Here is a 25,972-nt window from a genome sequence, read left to right as displayed (position 1 = left end):
CCACGCTTGCTGAAGAATTCAGCTTGCTGCGGTTCCCGGGCTTTCAGAGCGCCGTGGCAGCGTCGCCTCGAACACCACCTGCCCCGCCTCGTTGCGCGCGCCGATGCGGCCGCCGTGGGCGCGGACGAACTGATCAACGATGTACAGGCCCAGCCCCAGGCCATTGCTGGGGTGGAAACTGGCCTTGAACGGCTCGAACAATCGCGGCAGCAGCGCGTCGTCGATCCGCCCGGCGTTGCTCACCCGCAGCAGCACGCTGCGCGGATCACGGCCGTCCACCTCCACCCTCGCCTCGCTGCCGTGGGTGAGCGCATTGCCGACCAGGTTCGCGGCGACCTGGCCCAGCCGATCCAGATCACCCTGCAGGCGGGTATCGCCCTGCATGTCGAGATGGACCCGCGCGTGGCCGTGGGCGCTGCCCGCTTCGGCCACCACTGCCCGCGTCACCTCCGCAAGATCGCAGGCACTGGCCTGCAGGCGCAGGCCGCCGCTGCGGATCCGCGAAAAGTCCAGCAGCTGCTCGACCATCCGCGCCATGCGCAGGGTGCTGGCTTCCAGGTACTTCAGGGTCTGCTGCGCACCGGCATTGTCCCCGGGAAGCTCCAGCGCCAGCTTGTCGGCACACAGCAGGATCGCCGACAGCGGCGTGCGCAGGTCGTGGGTAAGCACGGCCGCCATCGTCTCGTTGAGCTTGAGCGAACGCTCCAGCGCCTCGTTGCGTGCCTTCAGCAGCTGGCGCTGCTGGTAGAGCTCGATGAAGACGTTGACCTTGCTCAGGATCACCTGCGGCGCGACCGGCTTGTGCAGGAAATCGACCGCGCCGGTTTCGTAGCCCTTGAAGGCACGCACCGGGTCATCCGGCGAGGCGGTCAGGAAGATGATCGGCACATCGCGGCTGCGGTGCGAACCGCGCATCAGCTCGGCCAGGGTGAAGCCATCGATCTCCGGCATGTGCACGTCCAGCAATGCCAGCGCCACCTCGTGCTCCAGCAGCAGCTCCAGCGCCTGCGCACCCGAGCCCGCAAGCAGCAGGTTCACGCCCTCGCGCTGCAGCAGCGCCTGCATGGCTACCAGGTTCTGCGGCACGTCATCGACGATCAGCAGGTTGACCGGGGTCTGCGACTGCGCAGGGTCCGGTGGCAGCAGGTTCATGCAAACAACTCCTTCAGGCGACGGCACATCAGTTCAAGGGGCAGCACGGCATCGGCGCCAGCGTGCTGCAGGGCGGAGGCCGGCATCATCGATGCCTCGGCCTCCTCGGGACATTGCAGCCAGGCGCGGCCGCCAGCGGCGCGCACGGCGGCCACCCCTTCGCTGCCGTCACTGCTGGCACCGGTCAGCAGCAGGGCCAGCACCTGCGCGCCGAACACCGCCGCTGCCGACTCGAACAGCGGATCGATGGCCGGGCGCGAAAACAGCACCGGGGCGTCGACCGACAACGCCAGCGAACCGGCGTCTTCCACCAGCAGGTGATAGTCCGGTGGCGCGAAGGTCACCGTGCCACGCTGCAGCGGCTGCTTGTCCTCGGCCTCGCGCACCGGCAGCGCGCAGTACGGCGCCAGCACTTCGGCGATGCGGCTGCTGCGGTCCCGCGGCAGGTGCAGCACGGCCAGCACCGGCGCGGGCAGCGTCGCCGGCAGCGCGCCTAGCACCGCCTGCAGGGCCGCGACCCCACCGGCAGAGGCGCCGATCACCAGCACGGCCGGGCGTGTCGGCAACGCCATCAGGCAACCTTCCGGTACAGGCGATGCTCGCGCGAGCAGACCTCGAACGCACCGTGGTGGCGACCGAACTGCAGCGATTCCTTGCTGCCCAGGCCAAGGAAGCCGCGATGCACCAGTGCTTCGCGGAACAGGCCCACCGCACGGTCCTGCAGGTCGCGGTTGAAATAGATCAGCACGTTGCGGCACGACACCAGGTGCACTTCGGAGAACACGGTGTCGGTGGCCAGGCTGTGGTCGGCGAACACCACGTTGCGGCGCAGCTGGCGGTCGAACACCGCGCCATCGTAGGCCGTGGCGTAGTAGTCGGAGAGCGAAGCGGTGCCGCCCGCCGCCAGGTAGTTGCGGCTGAACTGGGCCATGCGGTCGATGCCATAGGCACCGGCTTCGGCGGTGGCCAGCGCTGCCGGATTGATGTCGGTGGCATAGACGATGCTGCGCTCGAGCAGGCCTTCCTCGTGCAGCAGGATCGCCAGCGACCACACTTCCTCGCCCGTACTGCAACCGGCTACCCACAGCTTCACCGAGGGATAGGTGCGCAGCACCGGCACCACCTGTTCGCGCAGCTCGCGGAAATAGGCCGGGTCACGGAACATCTCCGACACCTGCACGGTGAAGAACTGCATCGCCTGCGCGAACAGGTCCGGCTCGTGCAGCAGGCGGTGCTGCAGGTCGGCCAGCCGTTCGCACTCGTAGCGCTGCATGGCCTGGCGGATGCGCCGCCGCAGCGACGACACCGCGTAGCTGCGGAAGTCGTAGTGGTAGCGCTGGTACAGCGCTTCCAGCAGCACTTTCAACTCCAGGTCGAACAAGGCCTGCTCGTTCATTGCCGCGAGCACCAGACCCGGCACAGCGAGACCAGCTTGTCGACATCGATGGGCTTGGCGATGTAATCGTTGGCACCGGCCTGCAGGCAACGCTCACGGTCGTCCGGCATCGCCTTGGCGGTCAGCGCGATGATCGGCAGGTCCTGCAGGTGGCGCTGCGCGCGGATCTCGCGCATCGCGGCCAGGCCATCCTTCTCCGGCATCATGATGTCCATCAGCACCAGATCGACTTCGCGCTCGGCCAGGCGATCGACCGCTTCCTGGCCATTGCGTGCGATCTCCAGCGTCACGCCGAGGGGTTCGAGCACGCTGGACAGCGCGAAGATGTTGCGGACATCGTCTTCGGCCAGCAGCACGGTACGGCCGTCGAGCACGGTGTCACGCCGGCGCGCCTCGCGCAGCAGGCGCTGCTGGTCGGTGGGCAGGCTGGCCTCGACGCTGTGCAGGAACAGGGTCACTTCGTCCAGCAGGCGTTCGGGCGAGCGCGCGCCCTTGATGATGATGCTCTTGGAATAGCGGCGCAGGCGCTGCTCTTCCTCGCGGCTGAGCGCGCGGCCGGTGTAGACGATCACGGGCGGGAAGCCGACGTCATCGTTGCCGGCCATGTGCTCGAGCAGGTCGTAGCCACTGCCGTCCGGCAGCGACAGGTCCATCACCATGCAGTCGAAGGTAACCGTGCTGAGCTGTTCCAGCGCGCCGGCCAGGGTGCCCACGGCGACGATCTGCAGCTGCTCGCGGCCCAGCAGCAGTTCCAGGTTGTGGCGCAGCTCGCTGTCGTCCTCGACGATCAGCAGGCGCCGCATGTCGCGCTGGCTGGTCTGTTCCAGCTGCTCGATGGCCGTGACCAGCCGCTCGCGCGTGGTCGGCTTGATCGCGAAGCCGATCGCGCCCAGCTCGCGTGCGACCTGGCCGCGCTCCATCGCCGAAACCACGTGCACGGGGATGTGGCGGGTGTCCGGATTGCGCTTCAGGCGCTCCAGCACGCTCAGGCCGGACACATCGGGCAGGCCGATATCGAGCAGGATGCCGTTCGGGCGCAGCTCGCTGGCCAGTGCCAGCGCTTCTTCCGCCGTACTGGCCACCACGCAGTCGAAGTCCAGCTCGTGGGCCAGCACCACCAGCGCTTCGGCGAAGGTGGCATCGTCTTCCACGGCCAGGATCAGCCGGCCTGCGCGCTGGCGCCGGCCACGGTCGTCGGCCACGCTGGCCGCAGCCGTGACCGCGCCGGACGCAATCACCGGCGCCGCGGATGCGGGTACATGCACAGGCGCAACCGCTGGCGCCGCGACGGCAGCAGCGGGCGCCGCATCCGCTTCAAGCGCAGGTGCCCCCTGCAGCGGCAGCTCCAGGATGAAGCAGCTGCCACGGCCCGGCTCACTGTCGACCTGGATGGTGCCACCCATGCGCTCGGCCAGATCGCGCGAGATCGACAGGCCGAGGCCGGTGCCGCCGTAGCGACGGCGAGTGCTGCCGTCAGCCTGGCGGAAGGCCTCGAAGATCACCTGCAGCTGCTCGCGGGCAATGCCGATGCCGCTGTCGCAGACCTCGAAGCGGACACGGCCATTGCCCCCTGCACGGACCTGCAGGCTGACCTTGCCGTGCTCGGTGAACTTCAGTGCGTTGGCCAGCAGGTTCTTCAGGATCTGCTGCAGGCGCTGGTTGTCGGCCACCAGCTGGCTGGGTGCCAACGCATCGGCTTCGATCTGCAGGATTAGGCCCTTCTGCCGCGCCATCGGCTCGAACGTCTCGCGCAGGCGCTGCAGCACGCTGTCCACCACCACGACTTCGTCGGCCAGCTCGACATGGCCGGCCTCGATGCGCGACAGGTCCAGGATGTCGTTGATCAACGCCAGCAGGTCGTTGTTGGACGACAGGATCGCGCGTGCGTACTTCACCTGCTCCGCGGTGAGCGTGCCGTCCTTGTTGTCGGCCAGCAGCTTGGCCAGGATCAACGAGCTGTTCAGCGGCGTGCGCAGCTCGTGCGACATGTTGGCCAGGAATTCGGACTTGTAGCGCGAGGTGGCAGCCAGCTCGTTGCTGTTGCGCACCAGCTGGCCCTGCGCGACCAGCAGCGCCTGCTTCTGCGCTTCCAGCTCGTGGGTGCGCTCTTCCAGCTGCACGTTGCTCTGTTCCAGCTCGGCCTGCTGCTGCTCCAGGTGTCCCTGCGACTGCATCAGGCTGCGGCTCTGCTCTTCCAGTTCCTCGTTGGCCACGCGCAGCTCTTCCTGCTGCGCCTGCAGTTCCTCGCCCTGGCGCTGCGATTCCTCCAGCAGCACCACCAGCTGCGCGCGCAGCAGCGAGGCACGCAGCGCCATGCCGATCGTTTCGGCGCAGCGCTCCAGCAGTTCGTCGTCGAGGTCGCGCTGCGCGCCGATGCGCGCGCGGCCCAGTTCGATCACACCGACCACGGCGCCGTCGCTGCTGATCGGCGCCAGGATGCGCTCGCGCACCGGCACACGCCCGAGGCTGGTCTGCAGGTCGAGTACCGCGGCGTCATCGCCATACAGGTGGCGGATCCGCTCGTCACGCGCCACCTGCCCGGCCAGCCCTTCCTGCAGGGCCAGCGACGCTGGCGTGCCAGAAGGCAGGGCCATGCCACCGGTCAACTGCAACCGTCCGCCTTCCAGGCGATAGACCGCCCCCACGTCCGCATCCAGCTGGCCGGCCAGGTGCGTTGCCGCCGCTTCGGCAATCTGCTCCGGCCCGAGGTCGCCGCGCAGGCTCATCGCCACCGCGTTCTCGGCTTCCTGCAGCCAGAGGGCGCGCATCGCCTGGCGCCGGGCCTGGATCGCGCGCGAGACGATCAGCGCGATCATCAGGAAGGCGCAGCCACCGATGGTGCGGTTGACGAACGAGAACGACGAGTTGTTGCTGGCTGGCGCCACGTTGAAGCCGATCACCAGCAGGACACAGGCGATCATCGCGACCACGAACGGCGCGCGCGCACTGCGCTGGAACACCGTGACGCCCACGGCCAGGAAATAGGCCAGCCAGACCGCGTATCCCAGCGGCACCACCAGTTCCAGCGCGATGGTGAAAGCCAGCAGTACGGCAGAGGTCATCCAGATCCAGCGGTCACGCGTAGTCGCACCAGGACGCATGCAGGTCGGTTCCAGAAGACAAAGGGTGGGTGATGGTACTCCCTGTCGTATTCAGCCGCACAGGACCAATGGCACGTGCCTGCCGTGCACGCATCCTTCACGCTGCACTGCCTAGCTTCACGTCCCTCTCAGGGGTAACACTTATTTCCACGTGGACGCTGCCGCTTCTACGACGTCCGTGCTGACGGACCCTTCCCGACAACTGCGACTGTTGATCGACAGCGTGCGCGACCATGCGCTGTACCTGCTTGATCCCGAAGGCATCGTCTGCAGCTGGAACCCGGGCGCGGAGCGCATCAAGGGCTATTCAGCCGATGAAGTGGTGGGTACGCACTTCGGTCGTTTCTACCTGGCCACCGACCGCGAGGCCGGCGAACCGCAACGCTTGCTCCGCCTCGCGGCGCAGCAGGGCCACGTTGCCAGCGAAGGCTGGCGGGTACGCCGTGATGGCTCGTCGTTCCGTGCCAGCGTGGTCATCGAGCCGGTCGTCGAAGCCGGCGAGCTGCTTGGCTTCGTCAAGATCACCCGCGACATCACCGAGCAATGGCAGGCACAGCGACTGCTGCGGGATGCCCAGCGCGCGCTGCGCAACACCCAGCAGTTCGAGACGGTTGGCCGGCTCAGCCGCGGCCTGTCGCACGAGTTCAACAACCTGCTGACCACCATCGGCAACGCACTGGACCTGCTGTCGCTGCGCGTCAGCGGTGACGATGTCCGCGCCGCCGAGCTGCTGGACGCTGCGCAGGCGGCCACCGACCGCGGCGCCCTGCTCACCCGCCAGCTGCTGGCCTTCAGCACGGGCCAGACCTTGATCCGCGAACCGCTGGACATCAACACGCTGGTACGGCAATGGCTGCCGGGCCTGCAGCGCGCCTGCCCGCCGACGGTGACGCTGGACGCCTGCCTCACGCCGGGCCTGCCGCAGGTGTGCACCGACGCGATGCAGCTGCAGGCTGCCCTGGCCAACCTGGTGGCAAATGCCGTGGAGGCCACCATCGATGGCGGGCGCATCCTGATCGGCACCGCGCTGGAACATCGGCTCGACCCGGATGCGGACACGACGCTGCAACGCGGCTATGTCACCCTCAGCGTCTGTGACGAGGGCCATGGCATGGCCGCTGACATCGCCGAGCGCGCCAGCGAGCCCTTCTTCACCACCAAGGACATCGGCAAGGGCAGCGGCCTGGGCCTGAGCCAGGTGTTCGGATTCACTACCCAGAGCGGCGGCTTCGTCGATGTGTCCACCACGCCCGGTGTCGGCACCACGGTCAGCCTGCTGCTACCCGCAACGGAGGACCCAGCCCATGACCGATGAACCGATCCGCGTACTGATGGTGGAGGACCAGAACGATCTGCGCGAGATGATCGGCTTGGCCCTGCGCGATTTCGGCATCGAGGTGGCCACCACCGCCGATGGCCACGAGGCGGCGGAACTGCTCAAGGGCGAAGCGCGCTTCGATGTGGTGTTCAGCGATATCAGCATGCCCAACGGCATGTCCGGCATCGAACTGAGCGAGCACGTCGCCCGCGAACAGCCGCAGGCACGCATGATCCTGTCCTCCGGCTATGCACGCTCACAGCTGCCACCGCTGCCGGAGCAGGTGGAGTTCCTGCCCAAGCCCTATCGCCTGCGCCAGCTGGTCGAGCTGTTGAAGCAGGACTGACGGCCTGCAGGACCAGACCGCTATTTCGCCGAGGCCTTCATCGCCCCATGACGGAACGACGCCAGCAACGTTGATGCCGCCATCGCCGGTGCCAGCCGACCGCGCGCCAGTGACCAGGTGATGCCGTAGAAACAGGTCCAGTAGAAGTCCGCCAACCACACTGCACTGAATCCGACGCTGAACACGCCGGCGTGCTGGCCGCGCAGGAAAAACGCCTCGAAACGCTCGCCGATCGGCGCCCAGCGCTCGGGCAGCAGGTGCAGGTCGCCCTGCCGCTGCTGCTCTTCCATCATGCGCGCGAACAGCAGCGTCACCAGTTCCCAGTCCGCCAGCAGGGCGTGGGTGACCTGCTCCAGCACCTGCATGGCATCGGCATCCCCGTCGAACCACGTGGCTGCGGCTTCCAGGCGCTCGAAGCCCGCAGCAAACAACGCCTCGTCGATCGCTTCGCGGGTGGGTGCGAAGCGGTACAGCGTGGCCCGGCTGATACCGGCGCCACTGGCCAGCTCGCTGAGTGTGCAGCGCGGATGGCTGACCAGAGTGGCAGCAAGGGCATGGTGCAGGTCGCGGCGTGTACGTGCTGCGGCAGGTCGCATGGAGGGGCCTGGAGGCGGGGTCCACTCACGCTAGCATGAATCATCAATTAATAGACTGAATCACAAATGATTCATCCGAATCATGGATGCGCTACAACGAAGGCGCGTCCGGTGCACCCGGGTCGGTGCATGGCAGGGAACGCGTCACAGGCATCGAAGGAGACAACGCCATGCTGCATCCGCTACGCGACATCGCTGTGCTGTTCGATGCCAGCGACACCGGGGACCGCGTATTGAACATCGCCGCCCATCTGGCGCAGGCCCAGCAGGCGCACCTGGTTGCGGTATCCACCGCCCAGCACCCCACCGACATCGCCAACGGTTTCGCCCGTGGCGCAGGCATCGCCGCCGCACTCGACCACGAAGCACGCACCGACGCCGCCTGCACCGCGCAGCTCATGCAGAACCTGCGCGCGGCCTGCGAGCCACTGCAGATCAGCACCGAACTGCGCATCGTTTCGGACTATCTCGGTGGCGCCGATCTGGCCCTGCAATCGCTGTACTGCGACCTGATCATCGCCGGCTATCCGCACACGCCCGGCGCGCCCTCCGGCTGGCGTCCGCTGGGCACGCTGCGCCAGACCGGCGTGCCGATGCTGCTGGTGCCGCCGCACTGGCAAGGCGAACAGGTCGGCCGGCGCATCGTGGTGGCCTGGAATGCCAGCAAACAGGCCCGTCGCGCCGTAGCCGATGCACTGCCGTTGCTGGCCCGCGCGCAGGCGGTGCACCTGCTGATGGTCGACACGCCCAAGGCCGAGGCCACACCCGGTGCCGAGATGGCCCAGCACCTGGCCCGGCACGGTGTCGAGGTCGAGATCCAGGCGATCAGTTCAACACAGGGCGGTGTTGCCGCAACCATCCGCCAGCATGTCCTCGATGCCGAGGCCGACCTGCTGGTGCTGGGCCCTTACAGCCGCAGCCGGGTGGTCGAGCGCGTGCTCGGTGGGGTTACCGAGGATCTGCTGTCCGAAGTTCCGGCACCGCTGTTCGTATCCCACTAGCACCGCCCTGCCCCGCACGGCGGTAGCCGGTCAGCGACTGCCCGGTGTGCCGCCGGAAGTAGCGGCACAGGTAGGACGCATCTTCGAAGCACAACCGCTCGGCGATGCGCCCGATCGGCAGCTCGCTGTAGCTCAGCAACGCCTTGATCTCCAATACCACCTGGCGGTCGATCAACGCCTTGGGCGTTTCATCGAAGCACTCGCGGGTGAGCTGGGAAAGATAGAACGGCGTGATGCACAATGCGTCGGCGTAGGACTGCACGTCGCGCTGGCGGGTACTGCGCTGGCCGACCAGCTCCCAGAAATTCCAGGCCAGGCGCTCGCGCCGGCTGACCGGCGCTGCCGCCACTTTCTGCACTGGCAGCAGCGTGGCGCACTTCAGGAAAAACGTCTGCAACAGGTTGCGCAGCATCACGTGCCGATAGCGGCCACCCGTGTGCTGCGCGTCCATCAGCTGCTGCAGCCAGCCCTGCAGCAGCGGCACCTCCAGCGGCGACGGCACGCAATGCGGATGCTCGTGCAGGAACTTGAACAGTGCGTTGGGCAGCACATAGGCCACCTCCGACGCCAGCGCCTTCGGCATCAGGCAGACCACCGCCAGGAAGCCGCGCGATCGCTGCCGCAGCAGCGCCAGCGTGTCCCCGGCCAGCACCAGCACATCGTGCCGCTGCACCGCCACCTCACGGAAGTTCAACGCGAAACGCGCACGCCCGGACACGCACACCAGAACCGCCAGATACGCGTGCCCGAATGACAGCGGAACGCCCTGCCCCTCGGCCAGCGTGCTGACCTCCAGGCGCATCGATTCGTCCTGATCCAGAAGCTGGGGTATGCGGTCCATGGGCCGATCCGGCTGGATTCCGGGACGCAGCATACCCGCGCCAACGAGGCAGTTGTGAAAAGTACCGAAACCATCAATGTCCCGCCCTGTGCCCTTCGCCCGGCGCGGCCTAGCCTGTGCGCTCTCTTCCTGCCCCTGAACGGCCATGCCCCTGCACACCGAACGCCTGATCCTGTGCCCCTGGCGCGACACCGATGCCGCCGACCTGTACGAATATGCCCGCGACCCACGCGTGGGCCCCATCGCCGGCTGGCCGGTACACACCAGCGTGGAGGAAAGTACCGACATCATCCGCACCGTCTTCAACCGGCCCGAAGTCTACGCACTGCAGAGCCGCGAGGACGGCCACGCCATCGGCTGCGTCGGCATCCTGATCGGTGCCGACAGCAACTTCGAGATCGGCGAGCGCGAAGGCGAGATCGCCTACTGGATCGGCGTGCCGTACTGGGGCCGCGGCCTGGTACCCGAAGCGGTGCGCGAAGTGATGCGGCATGCCTTCCTCGACCTGCACCTGGACGCACTGTGGTGCGGCTACTTCGCCGACAACCTGCAATCACTGAGCGCACAGAGCAAATGCGGTTTCCAGCATCACCATACCGAAGTGAACAAGTTCAACAGCTTCCTCGGCGACTACCGCACCGAACACATCAGCCGCATCACCCGCGAGCAATGGCAGGCGCAACAGGCTGCCGTGCTGCGCGCGTGATCAAGACTCAGCCGGCACGGTGCTGCATGAACAGAAGTTCCGGTGTCGAAGCATCTTCCATCGGCTGGAAGCCCAGGTGGCGGTACAGGGTCACCGCCGCGACGTTGTCACGATAGACACGCAGGGTCAGCCGCTCCACCCCGGCCGACTGCAACGCCTGCGCCATCAGCGCCTGCATCAGTACACGTCCCAGTCCACGCCCGCGTGCCTGTGGCGAAACGATGATGCGGCCCAGGTGCAGCGTGCCGGAGGTCGTTGGCCAGTACTGGCCGAAACCAAGGCAGTGGCCATGCGCATCCAGCAGCACCCACCCCGGGCGCTGCTGCAGTTGCAGTGCCTGCGCGAATGCGTCCGGCGCGAGCGGATACGCCACGCCGGGACCGGCCCAGCGCTGGGTTGCGCTGGCCGAATCCAGCCACGCGCCGATGGCGGCGTAGTCCGGAGGCTGCACGGGGCGAAGGTACTCAGTCATGGCGTGCGCGCAAGGAGGGATGGCCGCCATGGTGCGCGATCTTCGCGGCCGAATCACGTTGCAGGGCAGCGCTTGAATTTTGTCCTAGGACAATAAACAATGCCGATCGTGCACGGCCGCCACACCTGGCGACCTCTCCTTTCCTTCTGCCCCCGGGGTTCGCCATGATCCACGGCCTCAGCGCCTTTCCTCTTACGCCGATGACCGAATCGAGCATCGACCTGCGCGCCTTCGCCGGGCTGGTCGAGCGCCTCGCAGCGGCCGGCGTGGACTCCATGGGCGTGCTCGGCTCCACCGGCAGCTACGCCTACCTGGAAAAAGCCGAGCGCATGCGCGTGCTGCGCGAAGCCCTGTCCCATTCGGGCGCCGTCCCGGTCATCGTTGGCATCGGTGCGCTGCGCACCCGCGATGTGCTGGCTCTGGCAAAGGATGCTGAGGATGCCGGTGCGGCCGGACTGCTGCTGGCTCCCGTGTCCTACCAGCCATTGAAGGAACACGAGGTCTACACGCTCTTCGAATCGGTGTGCACGGCAGTGCGCACCCCGATCTGCGTCTACGACAATCCCGGCACCACCCACTTCCGGTTCAGCGATGAACTGCATGGGCGGATTGCCGCCCTGCCCAACATCGCCTCGATCAAGCTTCCACGCCTGTCCGACGATCCTGCCGAAGCCGCAGCGCGCGTCACCGCACTACGCGCCCAACTTCCGGCGCACGTCACGCTGGGCATCAGCGGCGACGCGGCCGCCGTACACGGGCTGGCCGCCGGCTGCGATGGCTGGTATTCGGTAACCGGCGGGCTGTTCCCCGGGGCGGTGCAGCAGATCACCCGCGCGGCCGGCAAAGGCGACATGGCGACGGCCCAGGCCATGTCGGCGAGGCTGGCGCCACTCTGGGCGCTGTACGACCGCTTCGGCGGCATCCGCGTGATGGCGTGCGCAGCGGCGCTGATGGGCATGTGTGCGGAGGACTGCCTGCCACGGCCGCTGCTTGGGCTGCACGGTGAAGAGCGGGCGCGTGTGGCGGAAGTGCTGCGCGGCTTGGAGCTGCTGTAGCCGTCCTGGAGCGGGCAGCCTTTCACGTGGGAAACCCGCGAATGTCCCGGTGTCTTCTGGAACCCACCGGGCCTGAACCCTTCTGGTTCTACCTCGCTCTCCAGTTCAGTAGAGTGGATCCCGGCCAACCGGGCCCAAGTCTGGATGAGCGCAAGATCGCCAAGCAAAGTGTGACCCGGAATGTCCCCACTTTGCGGCGCATTTGAACACGGCCCTTGATCACTGGTCCAAAGGAGGACGCATGGTGTCAATCCTGGGTGTTCTTGCACTTGGCGTGATGGTGCTATGCATCTGCCTCCCCTTCGCCGCGACGGCGATACAGCTCTTCCGCCTCGTCTGGTTCCTGACGGGCGAGAAAAAAGAACGCGACAAGCGGCCGCGCTTTACCGGCCTGGTCCTGGCGATGCTCTTCAGCTCACTCGCTGCGACTGAAATCCTGCACGTCGAGCCATTCCTGTCGTTGCGCTACCTAAATCCAGTGCCGCCCGAGCACAGGGACGCGTTCGTGATTGGCATGCTTGTGCTTGCGCTGGTGGCTTGGATATCGGGCGGATTGCTATGGAAGATTGCGCGCCGTCGGCCTGAAGGCTGAGCTGATCGTGCTTCCAAGCGCAGGCCATCTCCAGTTGTGCAGGCGCTTGTGCGCGAAAGTTGGAGACTGTGCTTGCCTGAGCGGCGCCCCCGCAGGTCACCCTCTCGGTGACGCAACTACTTTCCTGCGGTGCGTCCTCAATGTGCGGACAGCGGTAGGTGGCGGAAATCATGGCCGGGAGCGGGCGGCCAGCCGTCTCAACAACTGCAAACCACCCGAACACCAGCCTTAGCTGCTCAGAATCGGCCACGTGACACACCTTGCGTCACGCCATAGGGCTTCTCCTACAGCCATCTTGGTGGTTTTCCGATTGCATCACTGCAGGACTGTTGCGACCGTGCGCGGGCAGTGCAGCACTACCCTACTCATGGAGAGACGGAAGTGAACTCAATGCAGAACGATTGCAGAACTGCCCGCTCAACCCCTCGCCGCCTGATGTTGGGCATGTCACTTGCTCTGTTGTCAGTCGGCTTCGCCCAGAGCGCGTTCGCCGGCCAATGGGTGCCGACGGGCCGCGTGCTATGGGTGGATTCGGAAACCATCCAGCCTTACCCAGTGGCCTATACCAACTTCTGCCAGGGCGGCGTGGATGGGCCAAGCGGTGTCTACCTGTACGGCGACTGGGGTTCGGAAGGGCTGGGCTCGTGCCCCACCGACGCATACACCGGTTTTCAAGAGATGAAGGGCTCTGGCGGTAACTGCAGACCGGATCCCCAAGGCGTTGGTGGCGGCTATTCCTGCGAGGAGAACCACCACACTTTCAGCGGTCAGACCTACCAGGGCCCAATGCCGGCGACCTGCAGCTCACCAGGCGTGTATGGCGTCAGCCACCTCTACCGTAGAGAGCTGGTGTACTTCGGCTCCGGCCACATGCCCGATGACTTCTACGACCGATTCTACGAAAGCTCTGCTGAGTACGTTTGCCAGTAATCGGCAACCGAATACCAAGTTCTCATGCGCTGGACTTGAAGCGCTTTTGATCCGCACCTCATGACGAGCACGAACGTCCCCGCGCGAGCGGGGACACTACTTCATGTCGCCCCCGGATTCTTTCTGCTCATTGAGGTAGCGGGCCTGGAGCCGTAGCCATGGCGGCGGCGATCTCTTCGCCGCTGCCTTTCAGCAATTTCCATCAGTTCTGACCGAGCAGATCGGCGAAGTCCAGGGACGCCAGACCACTTTGCAGAACCGGCGCGTCGCTGCTCACGCGCCCAGGGTTGAGCTGCCTGCGATCCCGTATCCCGAACGCCACGACGCGCACGGAGACCGAGTAGCGAGCAGGCCGCCCTGCCCGACCTGCTGGTGCAGGCGACTGGTTCAAGGACGATGCAACGTCGGCAGGGCTGGGTGGAAGTCTTCACCGCCTGGGGCGCATGTTCTGCGCCCATCCATGTCATGGCCGGAGTGCTGTTGCGTCAAGTACAGATCCTGGCCGGGCACGCGATTTACGCCACCGCAGAGAAGTTCTACGTCCATCTGACGCCCAAGCGCGACGACGGCGCCCAGGGGGCGGGCTAACTTATTGATTCGCCATTGTGACCACTGTGACCAAAGCATTGAGAAATGCTGAGAAATACAGAAAACCAGTGTGTCGCGATTCGGCGTAAGTATCTGATTTATGGTGACCCCGGCCCGATTCGAACGGGCGACCTTCCCCTTAGGAGGGGGACGCTCTATCCAGCTGAGCTACGGGGCCATGCAGCCGGGAAGTTTACAGGCAACGTGCCCTGCCCTCCAAGCATTCATGTCCGGCCCGGCTCCACTGGCATGTCCGGCCCGGCTCCGCTGGCGCGTTGCACCATGGCCGGACAGGGCGCTCTGCTACCATCGGCGATTCAGTTCATCGCGTCCCCCACCTGCCCGCGATGGCGCCAAACAACGTAACGAAACACAGGAGTCTGCATGTCTTCCGAGCTGCTCAAGTCCCTTGGCCTGGACGCGATCAACGCTGGCACGTACCTGGGCAACGGGGAGTGGTCGAGCGCGACCAGCGGTGAGCTGATCACCCCGGTCAACCCGACCACCGGCGAGCCGATCGCGCAGGTCCGCGCGACCACCGAGGCCGAGTACGAGACCGTCGTCGCCCGCGCCCAGGAAGCCTTCAAGGCCTGGCGCACCACGCCGGCCCCGCGCCGCGGTGAAGCCGTGCGCCTGTGCGGCGAAGCGCTGCGCAAGCACAAGGACGCCTTGGGTTCGCTGGTTGCCCTGGAAATGGGCAAGAGCAAGCCGGAAGGCGATGGCGAAGTGCAGGAGATGATCGACATCGCCGATTTCGCCGTGGGCCAGAGCCGCATGCTGTACGGCTACACCATGCACTCCGAGCGCCCCGGCCACCGCATGTACGAGCAGTACCACCCGCTGGGCCTGGTCGGCATCATCTCGGCCTTCAACTTCCCGGTTGCGGTGTGGAGCTGGAACTCGTTCCTGGCCGCCATCTGCGGCGACGTGTGCATCTGGAAGCCGTCCAACAAGACGCCGCTGACCGCCATCGCCTCGCTGAAGATCTGCAACGACGCGCTGCGCGAGGCCGGCTTCCCGGACATCTTCTTCCTGATCAACGATGCCGGCACCGCGCTGTCGGAGAAGATGGTCGATGACCGTCGCGTGCCGCTGATCAGCTTCACCGGCTCGACCCAGGTCGGCCGCACCGTCAACGAGAAGGTCGCGCGCCGCCTCGGCCGCTGCCTGCTGGAACTCGGCGGCAACAACGCCATCATCCTGGACGAAACCGCCGACCTGAAGCTGGCCGTGCCGGGCATCGTGTTCGGCGCCGTCGGCACCGCCGGCCAGCGCTGCACCACCACCCGCCGCCTGATCGTGCACCGCTCGATCTACGCCGACGTGCTGGCCACCCTGGTCAAGGCCTACAAGCAGGTGGAAGGCAAGATCGGCGACCCGACCGATGCCGCCAACCTGATGGGCCCGCTCAACAGCGACGGCGCCGTGCAGCAGTTCCTCGATGCGATCGCCCAGGCCAAGGCCGCCGGCGGCACCATCGAAACCGGTGGCACCCGCATCGACCGCGCCGGCAACTTCGTGCTGCCGGCGATCGTCTCCGGCCTGAAGAACAGCGACGCCGTGGTCCAGCACGAAACCTTCGCGCCGATCCTGTACGTGATGCCGTACGACAGCATCGACGAAGCCATCGACATGCAGAACGGCGTGCCGCAGGGCCTGTCGTCCTCGATCTTCACCCAGAACCTGAAGACCGCCGAGAAGTTCCTGTCGGCCGCCGGCAGCGACTGCGGCATCGCCAACATCAACATCGGCACGTCCGGTGCGGAGATCGGTGGTGCCTTCGGTGGCGAGAAGGACACCGGCGGTGGCCGCGAGTCCGGCTCGGATGCATGGAAGGTCTACATGCGCCGCCAGACCAACACCATCAACTATTCGGATTCGCTGCCGCTGGCCCAGGGCATCAAGTTCGACCTGTGATGGCAAGCGACGCGGACACGTCCGTGGGTCAGAGCCCCTCCGGGGATCTGACCCCAGCGAAGGGTCGGATCCCCGCAGGGGCTCCGACCCTCGATTTCAGCGGCCGCCGCGTGCTGATCGCCGGCGGCAGCAAGGGCATTGGCCGTGAAATGGCGCTGGCGTTTGCCGGCGCCGGTGCGCAGGTCTCGGTCTGCGCGCGCGGCCAGGCCGGTCTGGATGCCCTGCGCGCCGATGCACGGGCGCAGGGCTTCGAACTCCACGCGTTTTCCGCCGATCTGGCCGACCCCGGCCAGATCCAGGCCTGGCTGCAGGCCGCTGCCGACGCGCTCGGTGGCATCGACGTGCTGGTCAACAACGCCACCGGCTATGGCATGGCCGACGACGAGGACGGCTGGGCCGCCAGCCTGCAGGTCGACCTGATGGCCGCCGTGCGTGCATCGCGTCTGGCACTGCCGTGGCTGCGCGCCTCCAGCGATGCCTGCATCCTCAACCTGTCCTCGATTGCCGCGCAGCAACCGCGTCCCGGTGGCGCGCCCTATGCCGCCGCCAAGGCCGCCCTTTCGCACTACACCACCTCGCAGGCGCTGGCGCTGGCCAAGGACCGGATCCGGGTCAATGCCATCGCGCCGGGCTCGATCGAGTTCGATGACGGCCTCTGGGACCGCCGCCGCACCGAAGACCCCACGCTGTACCACGGCACGCTGGCGAAGATTCCGTTCGGCCGCTTTGGCCACCCGCGCGAGATCGCCGACGCCGCCCTGTTCCTGTGCTCGCCGCTGGCGCGCTGGGTCACCGGCAGCGTGCTCAACGTGGATGGCGGCCAGGTGTTGATGGGCTGACACCGGCACTCCGGTAGCTGCCAACCTTGGTTGGCATGCCTTTCGTCGACCAAGGTCGACGCCTAGCGTGGCTGAAATGCCTTTCGTCGACCCAGGTCGACGCCTGCCATCATGTCCGCCGGGCATGGGATTGCCGGGGCAGACGCACTATCATGTGCACACTGCCAAGGAGGACCCCGATGAGCGTGGCACCCCGACAGACAAGCGCCCTGGCCGTGGTCAGCCTGGTCATGGGCATCGCCAGCTGGACCGTCCTGCCCTTCGTGGCCAGCATCGTCGCCATCATCACCGGCCACATGGCCCGCGCCGAAATCCGCCGCCGCCCGCACGAACTGGAAGGCGATGGCCTGGCCGTCACCGGTCTGGTGCTGGGCTGGGTGATGGTCGGCGCCGTGATCGCAGCCATCCTGGTCTTCATCCTGTTCTTCGGCGGCCTGGCCTGGCTCGCTGCGATGTCGAACTGACTGCCATGACCGCCTCCGACAGCACTGAACGCTTCAGCAGCCGCGTCGCCGACTACGTCCGCTACCGGCCCGATTACCCACCCGCGCTGCTGGAGTGGCTGCACGGCCCGATGGGCGTCAGCCGCAAGGCACTGGTCGCCGACATCGGCGCCGGTACCGGCATTTCCAGCCGCCTGTTTCTGGCCAGCGGCCATCCCGTTGTCGCGGTTGAGCCCAACGCCGCCATGCGGGGCGCGGCCGAGCAATGGCTGGCACCGCAGTACCCGCAGTTCCGTGCGGTGGACGGCCGCGCCGAGGCCACCACACTGGACGATGCCAGCGTCGATCTGGTCAGCGTCGCGCAGGCCTTCCACTGGTTCGACACCGTGGCGGTGCGCGCCGAGTGGCAGCGCATCCTGCGTCCCGGCGGCCAGGCATTGATCTACTGGAATTCGCGCCTGCTCGATGCCAGCCCGTTCCTGATCGGCTACGAACAGCTGCTGCTGGACTACGGTACCGACTACTCCGCCGTGGCCGAGCGCTACCAGGACGACGCCACCATGCAGGCCTGGTTCGGCCCCGGCCTGCGCGGCATGGTGGAGTTGCCCAACGTGCAGCACCTGGACTTCGATGCCCTGCGCGGGCGCCTGCTGTCCTCCTCCTATGCCCCTCAATCCGGTCATCCGCGCCACGCGCCGATGATCGACGCTCTGCAGCACCTGTTCGCCGCCCACGCGGTCGACGGCCAGGTTGCTTTTGAATATCGAACCCGAGCCTTCCTCGGCACGCTGGACTGAACCGACGCATGTATTCGCTTGCCCGCCCCTTCCTGTTCTCGCTCGACGCCGAGCGCGCCCACGGCCTCGGCCTGTCCGCACTGGACCTGGCCTATCGCACCGGTACCACGCCGCTGCTGGCCGCACGCATCGCGCCGATGCCCAGCACGGTGTTCGGGCTGACGTTCCCCAACCCGGTCGGCCTGGCCGCCGGCCTGGACAAGAACGGCGAGCACATCGATGCATTGTTCGCGCTGGGCTTCGGCTTCGTTGAGATCGGCACCATCACCCCGCGCCCGCAGGCCGGCAATCCGCAGCCGCGCCTGTTCCGCCTGCCGGAACACAACGCGATCATCAACCGCATGGGCTTCAACAATGCCGGCGTGGACGCACTGGTGCGCAACGTCGAGCGCGCGCGCAATCGCCGCGGCCTGCTCGGCATCAACATCGGCAAGAACAAGGACACCCCGAACGAACAGGCCGTAGACGATTACATCGCCTGCCTGGACAAGGTGTACCCGCTGGCCGACTACATCACTGTCAACATTTCCTCGCCCAACACCGCCGGCCTGCGTGAACTGCAGGAAGAAACCGCGCTGCGCCAGCTGGTCAGCCAGCTGCGCGACCGTCAGGAAGACCTCGCGGCCCAGCACGGCCGCCGCGTGCCGATGCTGGTGAAGGTGGCGCCGGACCTCAGCGAACGCGACATCGATGCCGCCGCCCGCGTGCTGGGCGAACTGCAGGTGGACGGCGTGATCGCCACCAACACCACCATCGACCACAGCAAGGTGGCCGGCGACCCGCTGGCCAACGAGGCCGGTGGCCTGTCCGGTGCGCCGGTGCTGGAGCAGTCCACGCTGGTGCTGCGCCGCCTGCGTTCGCGACTGCCCGAAGCGGTGCCGCTGATCGGCGTCGGCGGCATCCTGTCCGGCGCCGATGCGGTGGCCAAGATGGCGGCCGGTGCCGCGCTGGTGCAGTGCTACAGCGGCCTGATCTTCCGCGGCCCGGCGCTGGTTTCCGAATGCGTGGAGGCGATCCGTCGCCGCCGCGAAGCGCCCAGCCGCGGCGCGGTGGCCCCGCTGTGAGCGCGCCCATGGATACCGTCGACGGCAACGCCCCGCTGCGCTGGACGCTCACCCGTAATGCGCCGCTGCAGGCACTGAATACCTTCCACGTGCAGGCCAGCGCCGCGCAGCTGCTGGAACTGCACGATCCCGCGCTGCTGCCGGAAGTGCTGGCATTGCCCGAGGTGGCCAACGGCCCGCTGCTGGTACTGGGTGCCGGCAGCAACGTGCTGATCGCCGAGGACCTGCCGGGCACCGTGCTGGTGTTCGGCAACCGTGACATCAGTTTCCTTGAACACCGCGCCGACCACGCGGTGGTCCGCGCCGGTGCCGGCGTGCCGTGGCACGGCCTGGTGATGTGGTCGCTGCAGGAAGGCCTGTCCGGCCTGGAAAACCTGGCCCTGATTCCCGGCACGGCCGGTGCCGCGCCGATCCAGAACATCGGTGCCTATGGCGCGCAGGTCGGCGAGTTCATCCAGGCCGTCGAAGCCTGGGACTGCCAGGAACAGGCCTGGGTGCGGCTGGACAACGAACAGTGTGGCTTCGCCTACCGCGACAGCGTATTCAAGCAACAGCCCGATCGCTACCTGATCACCGCCATCGAACTGAAGCTGCCGCTGCTGCATGACCTGCGCATGGACTACGCCGGCATCCGCGACGAACTTCAAGCGCAGGGCGTGGAGCTGCCCGGTGCGGTGGACGTGGCCAATGCGGTGATCGCAATCCGCCGCCGCAAGCTGCCCGACCCGGATGTACTGGGCAACGCCGGCAGTTTCTTCAAGAATCCGGTGCTGCCGCTGGAACAGGTCGACGTGCTGCTGCAGCACTTCCCCGACCTGCCGGTGTTCCCGGCCGAGCAGGACGACAAGCGCAAGGTCTCGGCGGCCTGGATGATCGAATCCTGTGGCTGGAAGGGCTTCCGCGATGGCGATGCCGGCGTGGCCCCCAGCCATGCACTGGTGCTGGTCAACCATGGCCACGCCACCGGCGCTGAGCTGCTGGCGCTGGCGCGTCGCATCTCGGCCTCAGTGCTGGAGAAGTTCGGCGTGCCGATCGAACCGGAGCCCCGCCTGCTCGGCGCACAGTGGTGAACAGCCCCGCCCTTTCCCCCAGCGCCACCCCGATGCGGGCGGCGCTGCTGATGCTCGGCAGCACGATGGCGTTCGGCCTGATGGCGGTGGCGATCCGCTATGCCACGCGCTACGTGCCAACCCAGGAAGTGGCGTTCTTCCGCAATGCCTTCGGCCTGCTGGCGCTGCTGCCGATGCTGCTGCGGCCCGGTCGTGCGCCCTTGAAGACGCAGCAGCTGCCACGCTATTTCGTGCGCAGTGCGATCGGCCTGGGCTCGATGCTGTGCGCGTTCTGGGCGCTGGGTCATCTACCGTTGGCGCAGGCGGTTTCGCTCTCGTACTCCACGCCGCTGTTCGTCACCATTGCCGCCGTGCTGTGGCTGGGCGAAACCGTGCGCGTGCGCCGCTGGGCCGCGGTCGTGGTCGGCTTCATCGGCGTGCTGGTGATCGTGCGCCCCGGCACGGCCGGCTTCACCGCCGGCAGCCTGGTGGCCGTGGGCGCGGCCGTGCTCAGCTCGTTGGTGGCGATACAGATCAAGCAGCTCACCCGCGTCGACAGTGCCGATACCGTGGTGCTCTATACCTACGTGTTCTGGGTGCCGCTGTCGCTGGTCCCAGCGTTGTTCGTCTGGGTCTGGCCGACCGGATCAGCCTGGCTGTGGCTGCTGGCCACCGGCGTGCTCGGCACCATCGGCCAACTGCTGTGGACCCGCGCGCTACGGCTGGGGGAAGTCTCCGCCCTGACTCCGATCAGCTTCCTGCAGCTGCCGCTGGTGACGCTGTTCGGCTGGCTGCTGTTCAACGAAAGCGTGGACCGCTGGACGATCATGGGTGCCGGCATCATCCTCGCCGCCAACGCCTACATCGCCCACCGCGAAGCCGTGCTGTCGCGCCGCGCCGCGAGCGCGGCCGCCTCTGCAGCGGCCAAGCCCGCCGAGTAGAGCCACGCCCTGCGTGGATGATCCCTGCACCTGATCAACGATGGCGGCCCGAAGAGCCGCCGAGCGCAACTGTAGAGTCGAGCCATGCTCGACTCATCGCGCGCAGCGCGACGCTTCATCGATGGAAGGTGACGAGCATTTACAGCGCGCGATACACCCGCTCTGCCGCGTCGAACACGTTACCCGGTGCGAACTGTTCGCTGAGGAAATGCAGCGACTGCCGGCGCAGCTGCGGCGAACGATCCTCGCCATCGCTGCCCAGCAGGACCTGCTGGAACTCGATCAGGTCCTGCAGGATGCGCCAGTGCCGGTACCAGGCGATCCAGCGCGGGTCGCCATGGTCGCTGCCATAGCCCTCCTCGAAACCCAGCGGATTCTCGCGCCCCCAGCGCCCGCCCACCGCGGCACCGATGAACATCAGGTCGCGCTCGCGCGGTGCCAGCGACAGGCCATCCCAGTCGATCAGGTGCAGGCCGCCGTCGTTGCCCATCAGCAGATTGCCGGCATGCAGGTCGGTATGGCACAGGCGCAACGCCACCGGGACATCCTGCAACGCCGCGTGCAGCTGCACTGCCTGCGCATGCAGCGCCGCGATGCGCGCGTGCTGCTGGTCCCAGACGGAAACGAAGGCACGGCCCAGCCCATCCCTGGCGGCGGCCAGGCCCTCACCGGCCAACCATTGCCCGACCGTATCAAGCGCTGAGGTTTCCAACCGCAGGCTCGGCAGTGCCTCCTGCAGCGCCGGCGGCGGGCGCGCCTCGTGCAGGCGCCGCAGCACCTCGCCCATCCGTTGCCACTGCGCGCGACTCAACGCGGCCTCGAAGCCGGATTGGCCTTCCACGTACGGGAACAGGGTGAACTGCAGGCCCCAGCGCTGCACCGACGCTCCACCGGTCAGGGCCGGCCAGGGCGCGACGATTTCCTCGATGCCCAGCGTGCCGCGCAGCCAATGCAGGGTGTCCCAGACGGCAGGGGCAACCTGGTAACTGCGGCATTTCAACCACCATTGCCCGCGCCGTGCATCGATGCGATACACGCTGGCGTTGGCATCGGCGCCAACCGGGCGTGGCACCACGGCGTTGGCGGTGATGCCATAGGACTGCTGAAGGACTTCGCCGAGATGCTGCGCCGAAGCGGATGACATGGATGCAAGCGGAAAGTATTACCTGCCACCACTATCGCAGATGCGCGGGCCGCGACACAGACATGTCCGTCACAACATCGTGCCTGCGCGACCAATGTGCTAGCCGGCAATGCGCCGCATCACCGCTTCCAGCGGCCCCCGCGCGAACCGCCAGGACCACAGCCACGCTGCGCCCGTGGCCAGCATCAGGAACAACAACGCCCACAACAGCACGGCCGGCAGCGAAGCACTGCCATCGAGCAGGCCCAGCCATTCCAGCGTCCCCATGCCCAGCAGGATGTGGCCGACGTACAGGGTCAGGGTCATGCGCCCTGCCGCAGTGAGCGGCTGCAGCCAGTCCCCCGGATACCGGCGGCTGACCCACAGGCACATGGCAATCGCGCTGCAGGCCGCGCCTGCGCCGGTCAGTACGTAGGCCGGTCCCGGCGGCATCGGCTGCGTTCCCAGCCACCCCTGCCAGGGTGTTCCCTGCGCAACGTGCTGCACACCCTGGCCCGCGCCGAGCAGCAGCACGCCCAGCAGCAACAACGCATGCTGCACCCGCGGCTGCGACAGCTGCAGGCGTGCCAGCAGCATGCCCAGCAGGAAGAAGCACATCCAGGGCAGCAGGGGATGGAAGCCGTTGAACAGCAGGTTGCGCACGGCACCCGGCCAGTGCCAGAGACCGGCGTATTCCAGCGTCTGCCAGTTCCAGCCCTGGCTGTAGTCCCACTGCAGCAGTGCCCAGAACGAACCGGCCGCGAGGCCGGCGATGCTGGCCAGCAACACCTGTGGCGACGCGCGCAACCACAGCACCGCCAGCGCGAAATACACCGCGTAGTAATGCAGGATGTCGGCCGGGAACAGGGTCAGGTTGAGCAGGCCCAGCACAAGCAGGAACAGCGCGCGCCGCCAGGTCTGCAGGCTGGCCTGCATCCAGCCCGAGCGCTGCGTCGCCAGTACCAGGCCAAGTCCGGCCAGGGTGACGAAGGTCGCCGAGGCCTTGCCTTCCAGAAGATGGAAGAAGCCTGCCAACCCACCCGTGCGCTCGGCAGGCACGGCCATCGCCAGGCGGAAATTGACCAGCACCATGCCGGCCAGCGCCAGATACCGCGCCAGATCCAGGCCGTGCAGCCGCCGGTCATCGGCGCTCATGCACGTGATCCCAGCAGCCGTGCCAGCAGCTCGAGGTCCAGTGCGGCGTCCTCTACGCTGCCACCTTCACCCAGGCCCTGGCGCAGCGCATCGCTTTCGATGGCATCCAGCAACACCTGCGCCTGCAGTGCCGGGGCCAGCGCAGGGCGCCGCCGCTCGCGCCGCGCAATGCCCCGCAGCGCATCGCCCAGCACCTGTTGAAGCTGCCTGCGGTTGGCCGCGAAGGCCTCGGCCACGGCGCGGTTGCGTGCACTCTCGGCCAGCACCTCGACCGCGAGCGTTGCCCACTCCGGTTGCCGGCACAACGCGTGGAAGTCCTGCAGGAATGCCAGCACCTGCGCGCGCTCGCCGTCGGCCGCCGCCAGCCGCTGCAGCATCGGGGCCAGTTCCTCGCTTTCGGCCACGGCCACCGCAAGGATGATCGCCTCCTTGCCCGGGAAGTGGTTGTAGAGATTGCCCAGACTGACACCGGCCGCCTGCGCGATGTCGCGCATGCTGGTCTGGTGGAAGCCCTTGGCGAGGAAGCACTGCAGGGCCGCCTGCAGGATCAGGGTCACGCGCTGCTCATTGCGGTCGATTCGGCTCATGGCGCAGATAGTGAACGAACGTTCGTCCATTTTAAAGAATGAAGAGGTCCGCCGGCAGGGCAGCGTTCAGCCCCGCCCTACGCCGCCCTGCGCGGCTTCAGAAGAACTCGTCGAGCAGACGGTAGAACGCCAGCCGTCGTTCGTCGGCCACAACGCCATAGCGGCGGAACAGCGGTGCAACCCAGCGGGTGTCGCCGAAGTTGTCGACCAGGCTGCGCGCGGCCAACGCCAGATCCTGGTAGCGATCGGCCACGCCCAGCCGGCCACAATCGATGAAACCGCTGAAGCGGCCCTCGGCTGCGAGCAGGTTCGGCAGGCAGGCGTCGCCATGGCTGACCACCAGATCCTCGTGATCGGGCCGGGTGGCGCGCAGTTCGGCGAACACCTGCTGCACGCTCTGCCCCAGGCGTTCGTCATCGAAGTCATCGGCGTCGACCAGGTCCGCCTGGACACGTGCCTGTGCGGCCTGCAGGCGCGAGGCCAGCCGCTGGTCGAACGGACAGCTCGCCACTGGCAGGGCATGCAGGCCCCGCAGCGCGTCGGCCAGCAGTTCCACCAGGTGGTGGGGCGCGAGCGTCGGCGACGAGGCCAGGTCGTGGCCGGGCAACGCACTCATCAGCAGCCAGCGGCGCCCCGCCTCCTCGGCGGTAGCGATCACCGTCGGCGCTGGCTGGCCCTGCGCCTGCAGCCAGCGCAGGCGTGCGATCTCGTCGCCCAGCTCACTGAAGGCGTCGATCACTTCCGACTTCAGGAAGGCATCGGCCTGCCCAGGACGATGCACGCGGGCAACGTCCGCACGCGATACACCGATCGACTGCCGTTCAATGCGCGCGTCGGCCAGCGCTTCCTGCCAGGCGTGAGGCAGGGGCATGCCATCCATGCGCGCGTGGGTTGCTTCCATGCCGGGGAACGCCTGTTGCCGATGACTGCACGGATTCTCGCTCATCCGGCATGCCCCCCGTCAACAGCACCAATGATGGAGCTGTGCCTGGCGCGCTGAACATTCCCGTTACGGAACGGCATGCATGGATGGACGAACGGCCACGCGCCGTCCACATTGTCGCCGACTGCCACGGGCCCTGCTGCGTGCTGTCCAACGATGCGCTGGCGATGCTGGACGAGGCCGGACTGGCGGCGCAGCAGCTCCCCGCCGGCTACCCCGAATGGAAGGCGTCCGGCCTGCAGGTGGATCTGCCCCGGCACTGAGCGAGACCACTGTCATGGATGATGCGTTTGCCCCGATGATCGATGCCAGCTGGCGGCGCATCTGCGCGGGTGAGCGCATGCTGCAGGACGATCCCCTGTTGTACCTGGCCTGCAGCGATGATTTCGACGAGGGTGAGGACGGCATGCTGCTGCAACCGCTTGCTGGTCCTGCGCGCGCGGTGCTGCGCCCAGTCCTGGTCGAACGCCTGCAACTGCACGCACGCGCGCATTGGACACTCGCACAGCTGCGGCAGCGGCTGATCGACGTCGGCCAGCGCACGCATGGCGCCGACCGCCTCTTCTATTTCCCTGCTGCAGAACTTGCGGCACTGGCCGAGCACCCTGCACCGCCCCACATCCGCCACCTCGCTCCAGCCGATGCTGCTGTGTTCAGTGCGTTCCAGGCCAGCGCCAGCAAGGAGGATCTCGATGCCGCCTGGGTCGAGCTCGACCACTGGCAGGTGTTCGGTGTCTTCGACGGCGAGCAGCTGGTCGCGGCCGGCAGCCTGTATCCGTGGAGCCTGGATCCGGCACTCGCCGACATGGGCGTGCTGACACTGCCCGAAGCCCGTGGCCGTGGTCATGCACGCCGGCTCGTGCAGACGATGGCCATATCCGCCCAGGCCTCCGGGTTGCAGCCGCTGTACCGATGCCAGCTCGACAACACGGCCTCCATCACCACTGCCGAACGCAGCGGCCTGCGCGCGTTCGGCGACTGGGACCTCATCCTGGCGACACACTGATGCCGCCACTGCAC

At 67.1% G+C, this 25,972-nt stretch carries 28 protein-coding genes and 1 tRNA gene; 17 read left to right on the top strand and 12 right to left on the bottom strand.

Annotated features, from left to right (window positions below; all coding sequences use genetic code 11):
• Nucleotides 1–18: 18 nt before the first annotated feature.
• Genes AB1281_RS07825 through AB1281_RS07810 form a run of 4 tightly spaced genes read right to left on the bottom strand, consistent with a single transcriptional unit; the run spans nucleotide 19 to nucleotide 5,649 of the window.
• Nucleotides 19–1,152 (bottom strand): hybrid sensor histidine kinase/response regulator, encoded by a 1,134-nt coding sequence (locus AB1281_RS07825; protein WP_049445868.1) that lies wholly within the window; start codon nucleotides 1,150–1,152, stop codon nucleotides 19–21.
• On the bottom strand, nucleotides 1,149–1,724 hold the full coding sequence (locus AB1281_RS07820; protein ID WP_135967570.1) for a chemotaxis protein CheB: 576 nt from the start codon (nucleotides 1,722–1,724) through the stop codon (nucleotides 1,149–1,151). Before AB1281_RS07820 ends, AB1281_RS07825 begins: the two co-directional genes overlap by 4 nt.
• Nucleotides 1,724–2,548: a CheR family methyltransferase gene (locus tag AB1281_RS07815; protein ID WP_014036988.1), complete on the bottom strand. Its 825-nt coding sequence runs from the start codon at nucleotides 2,546–2,548 to the stop codon at nucleotides 1,724–1,726. Before AB1281_RS07815 ends, AB1281_RS07820 begins: the two co-directional genes overlap by 1 nt.
• Nucleotides 2,545–5,649, bottom strand: coding sequence for a response regulator (locus tag AB1281_RS07810; RefSeq protein WP_430345509.1), 3,105 nt, complete (start codon nucleotides 5,647–5,649; stop codon nucleotides 2,545–2,547). Before AB1281_RS07810 ends, AB1281_RS07815 begins: the two co-directional genes overlap by 4 nt.
• 151 nt (nucleotides 5,650–5,800) lie before the next feature.
• Here AB1281_RS07810 and AB1281_RS07805 point away from each other — a divergent pair, with 151 nt between their 5' ends.
• Nucleotides 5,801–6,964: a two-component system sensor histidine kinase NtrB gene (locus AB1281_RS07805; RefSeq protein WP_430345508.1), complete on the top strand. Its 1,164-nt coding sequence runs from the start codon at nucleotides 5,801–5,803 to the stop codon at nucleotides 6,962–6,964.
• On the top strand, nucleotides 6,954–7,313 hold the full coding sequence (locus tag AB1281_RS07800; RefSeq protein WP_014036985.1) for a response regulator: 360 nt from the start codon (nucleotides 6,954–6,956) through the stop codon (nucleotides 7,311–7,313). The genes AB1281_RS07805 and AB1281_RS07800 overlap by 11 nt, the downstream gene beginning before the upstream one ends.
• A 20-nt stretch (nucleotides 7,314–7,333) precedes the next feature.
• Here AB1281_RS07800 and AB1281_RS07795 read toward each other — a convergent pair whose 3' ends face one another.
• Entirely contained in the window at nucleotides 7,334–7,909 is a 576-nt protein-coding gene (locus AB1281_RS07795) for a TetR/AcrR family transcriptional regulator (protein ID WP_430345507.1), read from the bottom strand.
• A gap of 170 nt (nucleotides 7,910–8,079) precedes the next feature.
• On the opposite strand from AB1281_RS07795, the gene AB1281_RS07790 reads away from it, so the two are divergent.
• A complete protein-coding gene (locus AB1281_RS07790) occupies nucleotides 8,080–8,910 on the top strand; it encodes a universal stress protein (protein WP_014036981.1) in 831 nt (276 codons plus the stop codon).
• Here AB1281_RS07790 and AB1281_RS07785 read toward each other — a convergent pair.
• On the bottom strand, nucleotides 8,858–9,751 hold the full coding sequence (locus tag AB1281_RS07785) for a helix-turn-helix domain-containing protein (protein WP_430345506.1): 894 nt from the start codon (nucleotides 9,749–9,751) through the stop codon (nucleotides 8,858–8,860). The two genes, AB1281_RS07790 and AB1281_RS07785, sit on opposite strands and share 53 nt — an antisense overlap.
• A gap of 145 nt (nucleotides 9,752–9,896) precedes the next feature.
• Here AB1281_RS07785 and AB1281_RS07780 point away from each other — a divergent pair, with 145 nt between their 5' ends.
• Nucleotides 9,897–10,457: a GNAT family N-acetyltransferase gene (locus AB1281_RS07780; RefSeq protein WP_430345505.1), complete on the top strand. Its 561-nt coding sequence runs from the start codon at nucleotides 9,897–9,899 to the stop codon at nucleotides 10,455–10,457.
• Nucleotides 10,458–10,464: 7 nt separating this feature from the next.
• Here the strand turns inward: AB1281_RS07780 and AB1281_RS07775 are convergent, their stop codons facing one another.
• Complete coding sequence (locus AB1281_RS07775) at nucleotides 10,465–10,929, bottom strand: GNAT family N-acetyltransferase (protein ID WP_430345504.1); 465 nt, start codon at nucleotides 10,927–10,929, stop codon at nucleotides 10,465–10,467.
• A 164-nt stretch (nucleotides 10,930–11,093) separates the two neighbouring features.
• Here AB1281_RS07775 and AB1281_RS07770 point away from each other — a divergent pair, with 164 nt between their 5' ends.
• The 4 genes from AB1281_RS07770 to AB1281_RS07755 all read left to right on the top strand — a co-directional run bounded on the left by AB1281_RS07770 (nucleotide 11,094) and on the right by AB1281_RS07755 (nucleotide 14,094).
• Nucleotides 11,094–11,984 carry a dihydrodipicolinate synthase family protein gene (locus AB1281_RS07770; protein ID WP_430345503.1) on the top strand — a complete coding sequence of 297 codons (891 nt, stop codon included), beginning with the start codon at nucleotides 11,094–11,096 and terminating at the stop codon, nucleotides 11,982–11,984.
• Between the two features lie 241 nt (nucleotides 11,985–12,225).
• A complete protein-coding gene (locus AB1281_RS07765; protein ID WP_430345502.1) occupies nucleotides 12,226–12,576 on the top strand; it encodes a hypothetical protein in 351 nt (116 codons plus the stop codon).
• Between the two features lie 444 nt (nucleotides 12,577–13,020).
• Nucleotides 13,021–13,506, top strand: coding sequence for a hypothetical protein (locus AB1281_RS07760; protein WP_430345501.1), 486 nt, complete (start codon nucleotides 13,021–13,023; stop codon nucleotides 13,504–13,506).
• Between the two features lie 417 nt (nucleotides 13,507–13,923).
• Nucleotides 13,924–14,094 (top strand): hypothetical protein, encoded by a 171-nt coding sequence (locus tag AB1281_RS07755; RefSeq protein WP_235434938.1) that lies wholly within the window; start codon nucleotides 13,924–13,926, stop codon nucleotides 14,092–14,094.
• A gap of 101 nt (nucleotides 14,095–14,195) precedes the next feature.
• Here AB1281_RS07755 and AB1281_RS07750 read toward each other — a convergent pair.
• Nucleotides 14,196–14,272, bottom strand: a tRNA-Arg gene (locus AB1281_RS07750).
• 206 nt (nucleotides 14,273–14,478) lie between these two features.
• On the opposite strand from AB1281_RS07750, the gene amaB reads away from it, so the two are divergent.
• The 7 genes from amaB (at nucleotide 14,479) to AB1281_RS07715 (ending at nucleotide 21,144) form a co-directional block, all read left to right on the top strand.
• Nucleotides 14,479–16,011 carry an L-piperidine-6-carboxylate dehydrogenase gene (amaB, locus tag AB1281_RS07745; RefSeq protein WP_075674640.1) on the top strand — a complete coding sequence of 511 codons (1,533 nt, stop codon included), beginning with the start codon at nucleotides 14,479–14,481 and terminating at the stop codon, nucleotides 16,009–16,011.
• Nucleotides 16,011–16,850, top strand: a complete 840-nt coding sequence (locus AB1281_RS07740) for an SDR family NAD(P)-dependent oxidoreductase (RefSeq protein ID WP_430345500.1) — start codon at nucleotides 16,011–16,013, stop codon at nucleotides 16,848–16,850. The genes amaB and AB1281_RS07740 overlap by 1 nt, the downstream gene beginning before the upstream one ends.
• 179 nt (nucleotides 16,851–17,029) lie before the next feature.
• Nucleotides 17,030–17,314: a DUF4190 domain-containing protein gene (locus AB1281_RS07735; protein ID WP_010484694.1), complete on the top strand. Its 285-nt coding sequence runs from the start codon at nucleotides 17,030–17,032 to the stop codon at nucleotides 17,312–17,314.
• Nucleotides 17,315–17,319: 5 nt separating this feature from the next.
• Nucleotides 17,320–18,090, top strand: coding sequence for a class I SAM-dependent methyltransferase (locus AB1281_RS07730; RefSeq protein ID WP_430345499.1), 771 nt, complete (start codon nucleotides 17,320–17,322; stop codon nucleotides 18,088–18,090).
• Nucleotides 18,091–18,098: 8 nt separating this feature from the next.
• Nucleotides 18,099–19,154, top strand: a complete 1,056-nt coding sequence (locus tag AB1281_RS07725; RefSeq protein ID WP_430345498.1) for a quinone-dependent dihydroorotate dehydrogenase — start codon at nucleotides 18,099–18,101, stop codon at nucleotides 19,152–19,154.
• Between the two features lie 8 nt (nucleotides 19,155–19,162).
• Nucleotides 19,163–20,224, top strand: a complete 1,062-nt coding sequence (murB, locus tag AB1281_RS07720; RefSeq protein ID WP_430345497.1) for a UDP-N-acetylmuramate dehydrogenase — start codon at nucleotides 19,163–19,165, stop codon at nucleotides 20,222–20,224.
• Nucleotides 20,225–20,256: 32 nt separating this feature from the next.
• Nucleotides 20,257–21,144 (top strand): DMT family transporter, encoded by an 888-nt coding sequence (locus AB1281_RS07715; RefSeq protein ID WP_430346983.1) that lies wholly within the window; start codon nucleotides 20,257–20,259, stop codon nucleotides 21,142–21,144.
• Nucleotides 21,145–21,283: 139 nt separating this feature from the next.
• On the opposite strand, the gene AB1281_RS07710 is transcribed toward AB1281_RS07715, so the two are convergent.
• The 4 genes from AB1281_RS07710 to AB1281_RS07695 all read right to left on the bottom strand — a co-directional run bounded on the left by AB1281_RS07710 (nucleotide 21,284) and on the right by AB1281_RS07695 (nucleotide 24,910).
• Nucleotides 21,284–22,288, bottom strand: coding sequence for a phosphotransferase (locus AB1281_RS07710; RefSeq protein WP_430345496.1), 1,005 nt, complete (start codon nucleotides 22,286–22,288; stop codon nucleotides 21,284–21,286).
• Nucleotides 22,289–22,387: 99 nt separating this feature from the next.
• Complete coding sequence (locus AB1281_RS07705) at nucleotides 22,388–23,422, bottom strand: DUF418 domain-containing protein (protein WP_430345495.1); 1,035 nt, start codon at nucleotides 23,420–23,422, stop codon at nucleotides 22,388–22,390.
• Nucleotides 23,419–24,009 (bottom strand): TetR/AcrR family transcriptional regulator, encoded by a 591-nt coding sequence (locus tag AB1281_RS07700; RefSeq protein ID WP_430345494.1) that lies wholly within the window; start codon nucleotides 24,007–24,009, stop codon nucleotides 23,419–23,421. The genes AB1281_RS07705 and AB1281_RS07700 overlap by 4 nt, the downstream gene beginning before the upstream one ends.
• 97 nt (nucleotides 24,010–24,106) lie before the next feature.
• Nucleotides 24,107–24,910, bottom strand: coding sequence for an APH(3')-II family aminoglycoside O-phosphotransferase (locus AB1281_RS07695; RefSeq protein WP_430345493.1), 804 nt, complete (start codon nucleotides 24,908–24,910; stop codon nucleotides 24,107–24,109).
• 83 nt (nucleotides 24,911–24,993) lie between these two features.
• On the opposite strand from AB1281_RS07695, the gene AB1281_RS07690 reads away from it, so the two are divergent.
• Both AB1281_RS07690 and AB1281_RS07685 read left to right on the top strand, forming a co-directional pair.
• Nucleotides 24,994–25,215: a rhodanese-like domain-containing protein gene (locus AB1281_RS07690; RefSeq protein ID WP_312645240.1), complete on the top strand. Its 222-nt coding sequence runs from the start codon at nucleotides 24,994–24,996 to the stop codon at nucleotides 25,213–25,215.
• Between the two features lie 14 nt (nucleotides 25,216–25,229).
• On the top strand, nucleotides 25,230–25,958 hold the full coding sequence (locus AB1281_RS07685; protein WP_430345492.1) for a GNAT family N-acetyltransferase: 729 nt from the start codon (nucleotides 25,230–25,232) through the stop codon (nucleotides 25,956–25,958).
• Nucleotides 25,959–25,972: the final 14 nt, after the last annotated feature.

It is taken from the genome of Stenotrophomonas sp. NRRL B-14846 (assembly GCF_050473585.1).
GTDB lineage: Bacteria > Pseudomonadota > Gammaproteobacteria > Xanthomonadales > Xanthomonadaceae > Stenotrophomonas.
The sequence above is the reverse complement of the archived record's forward strand: the minus strand, read 5'-3'. Positions and strand labels throughout refer to the sequence as shown.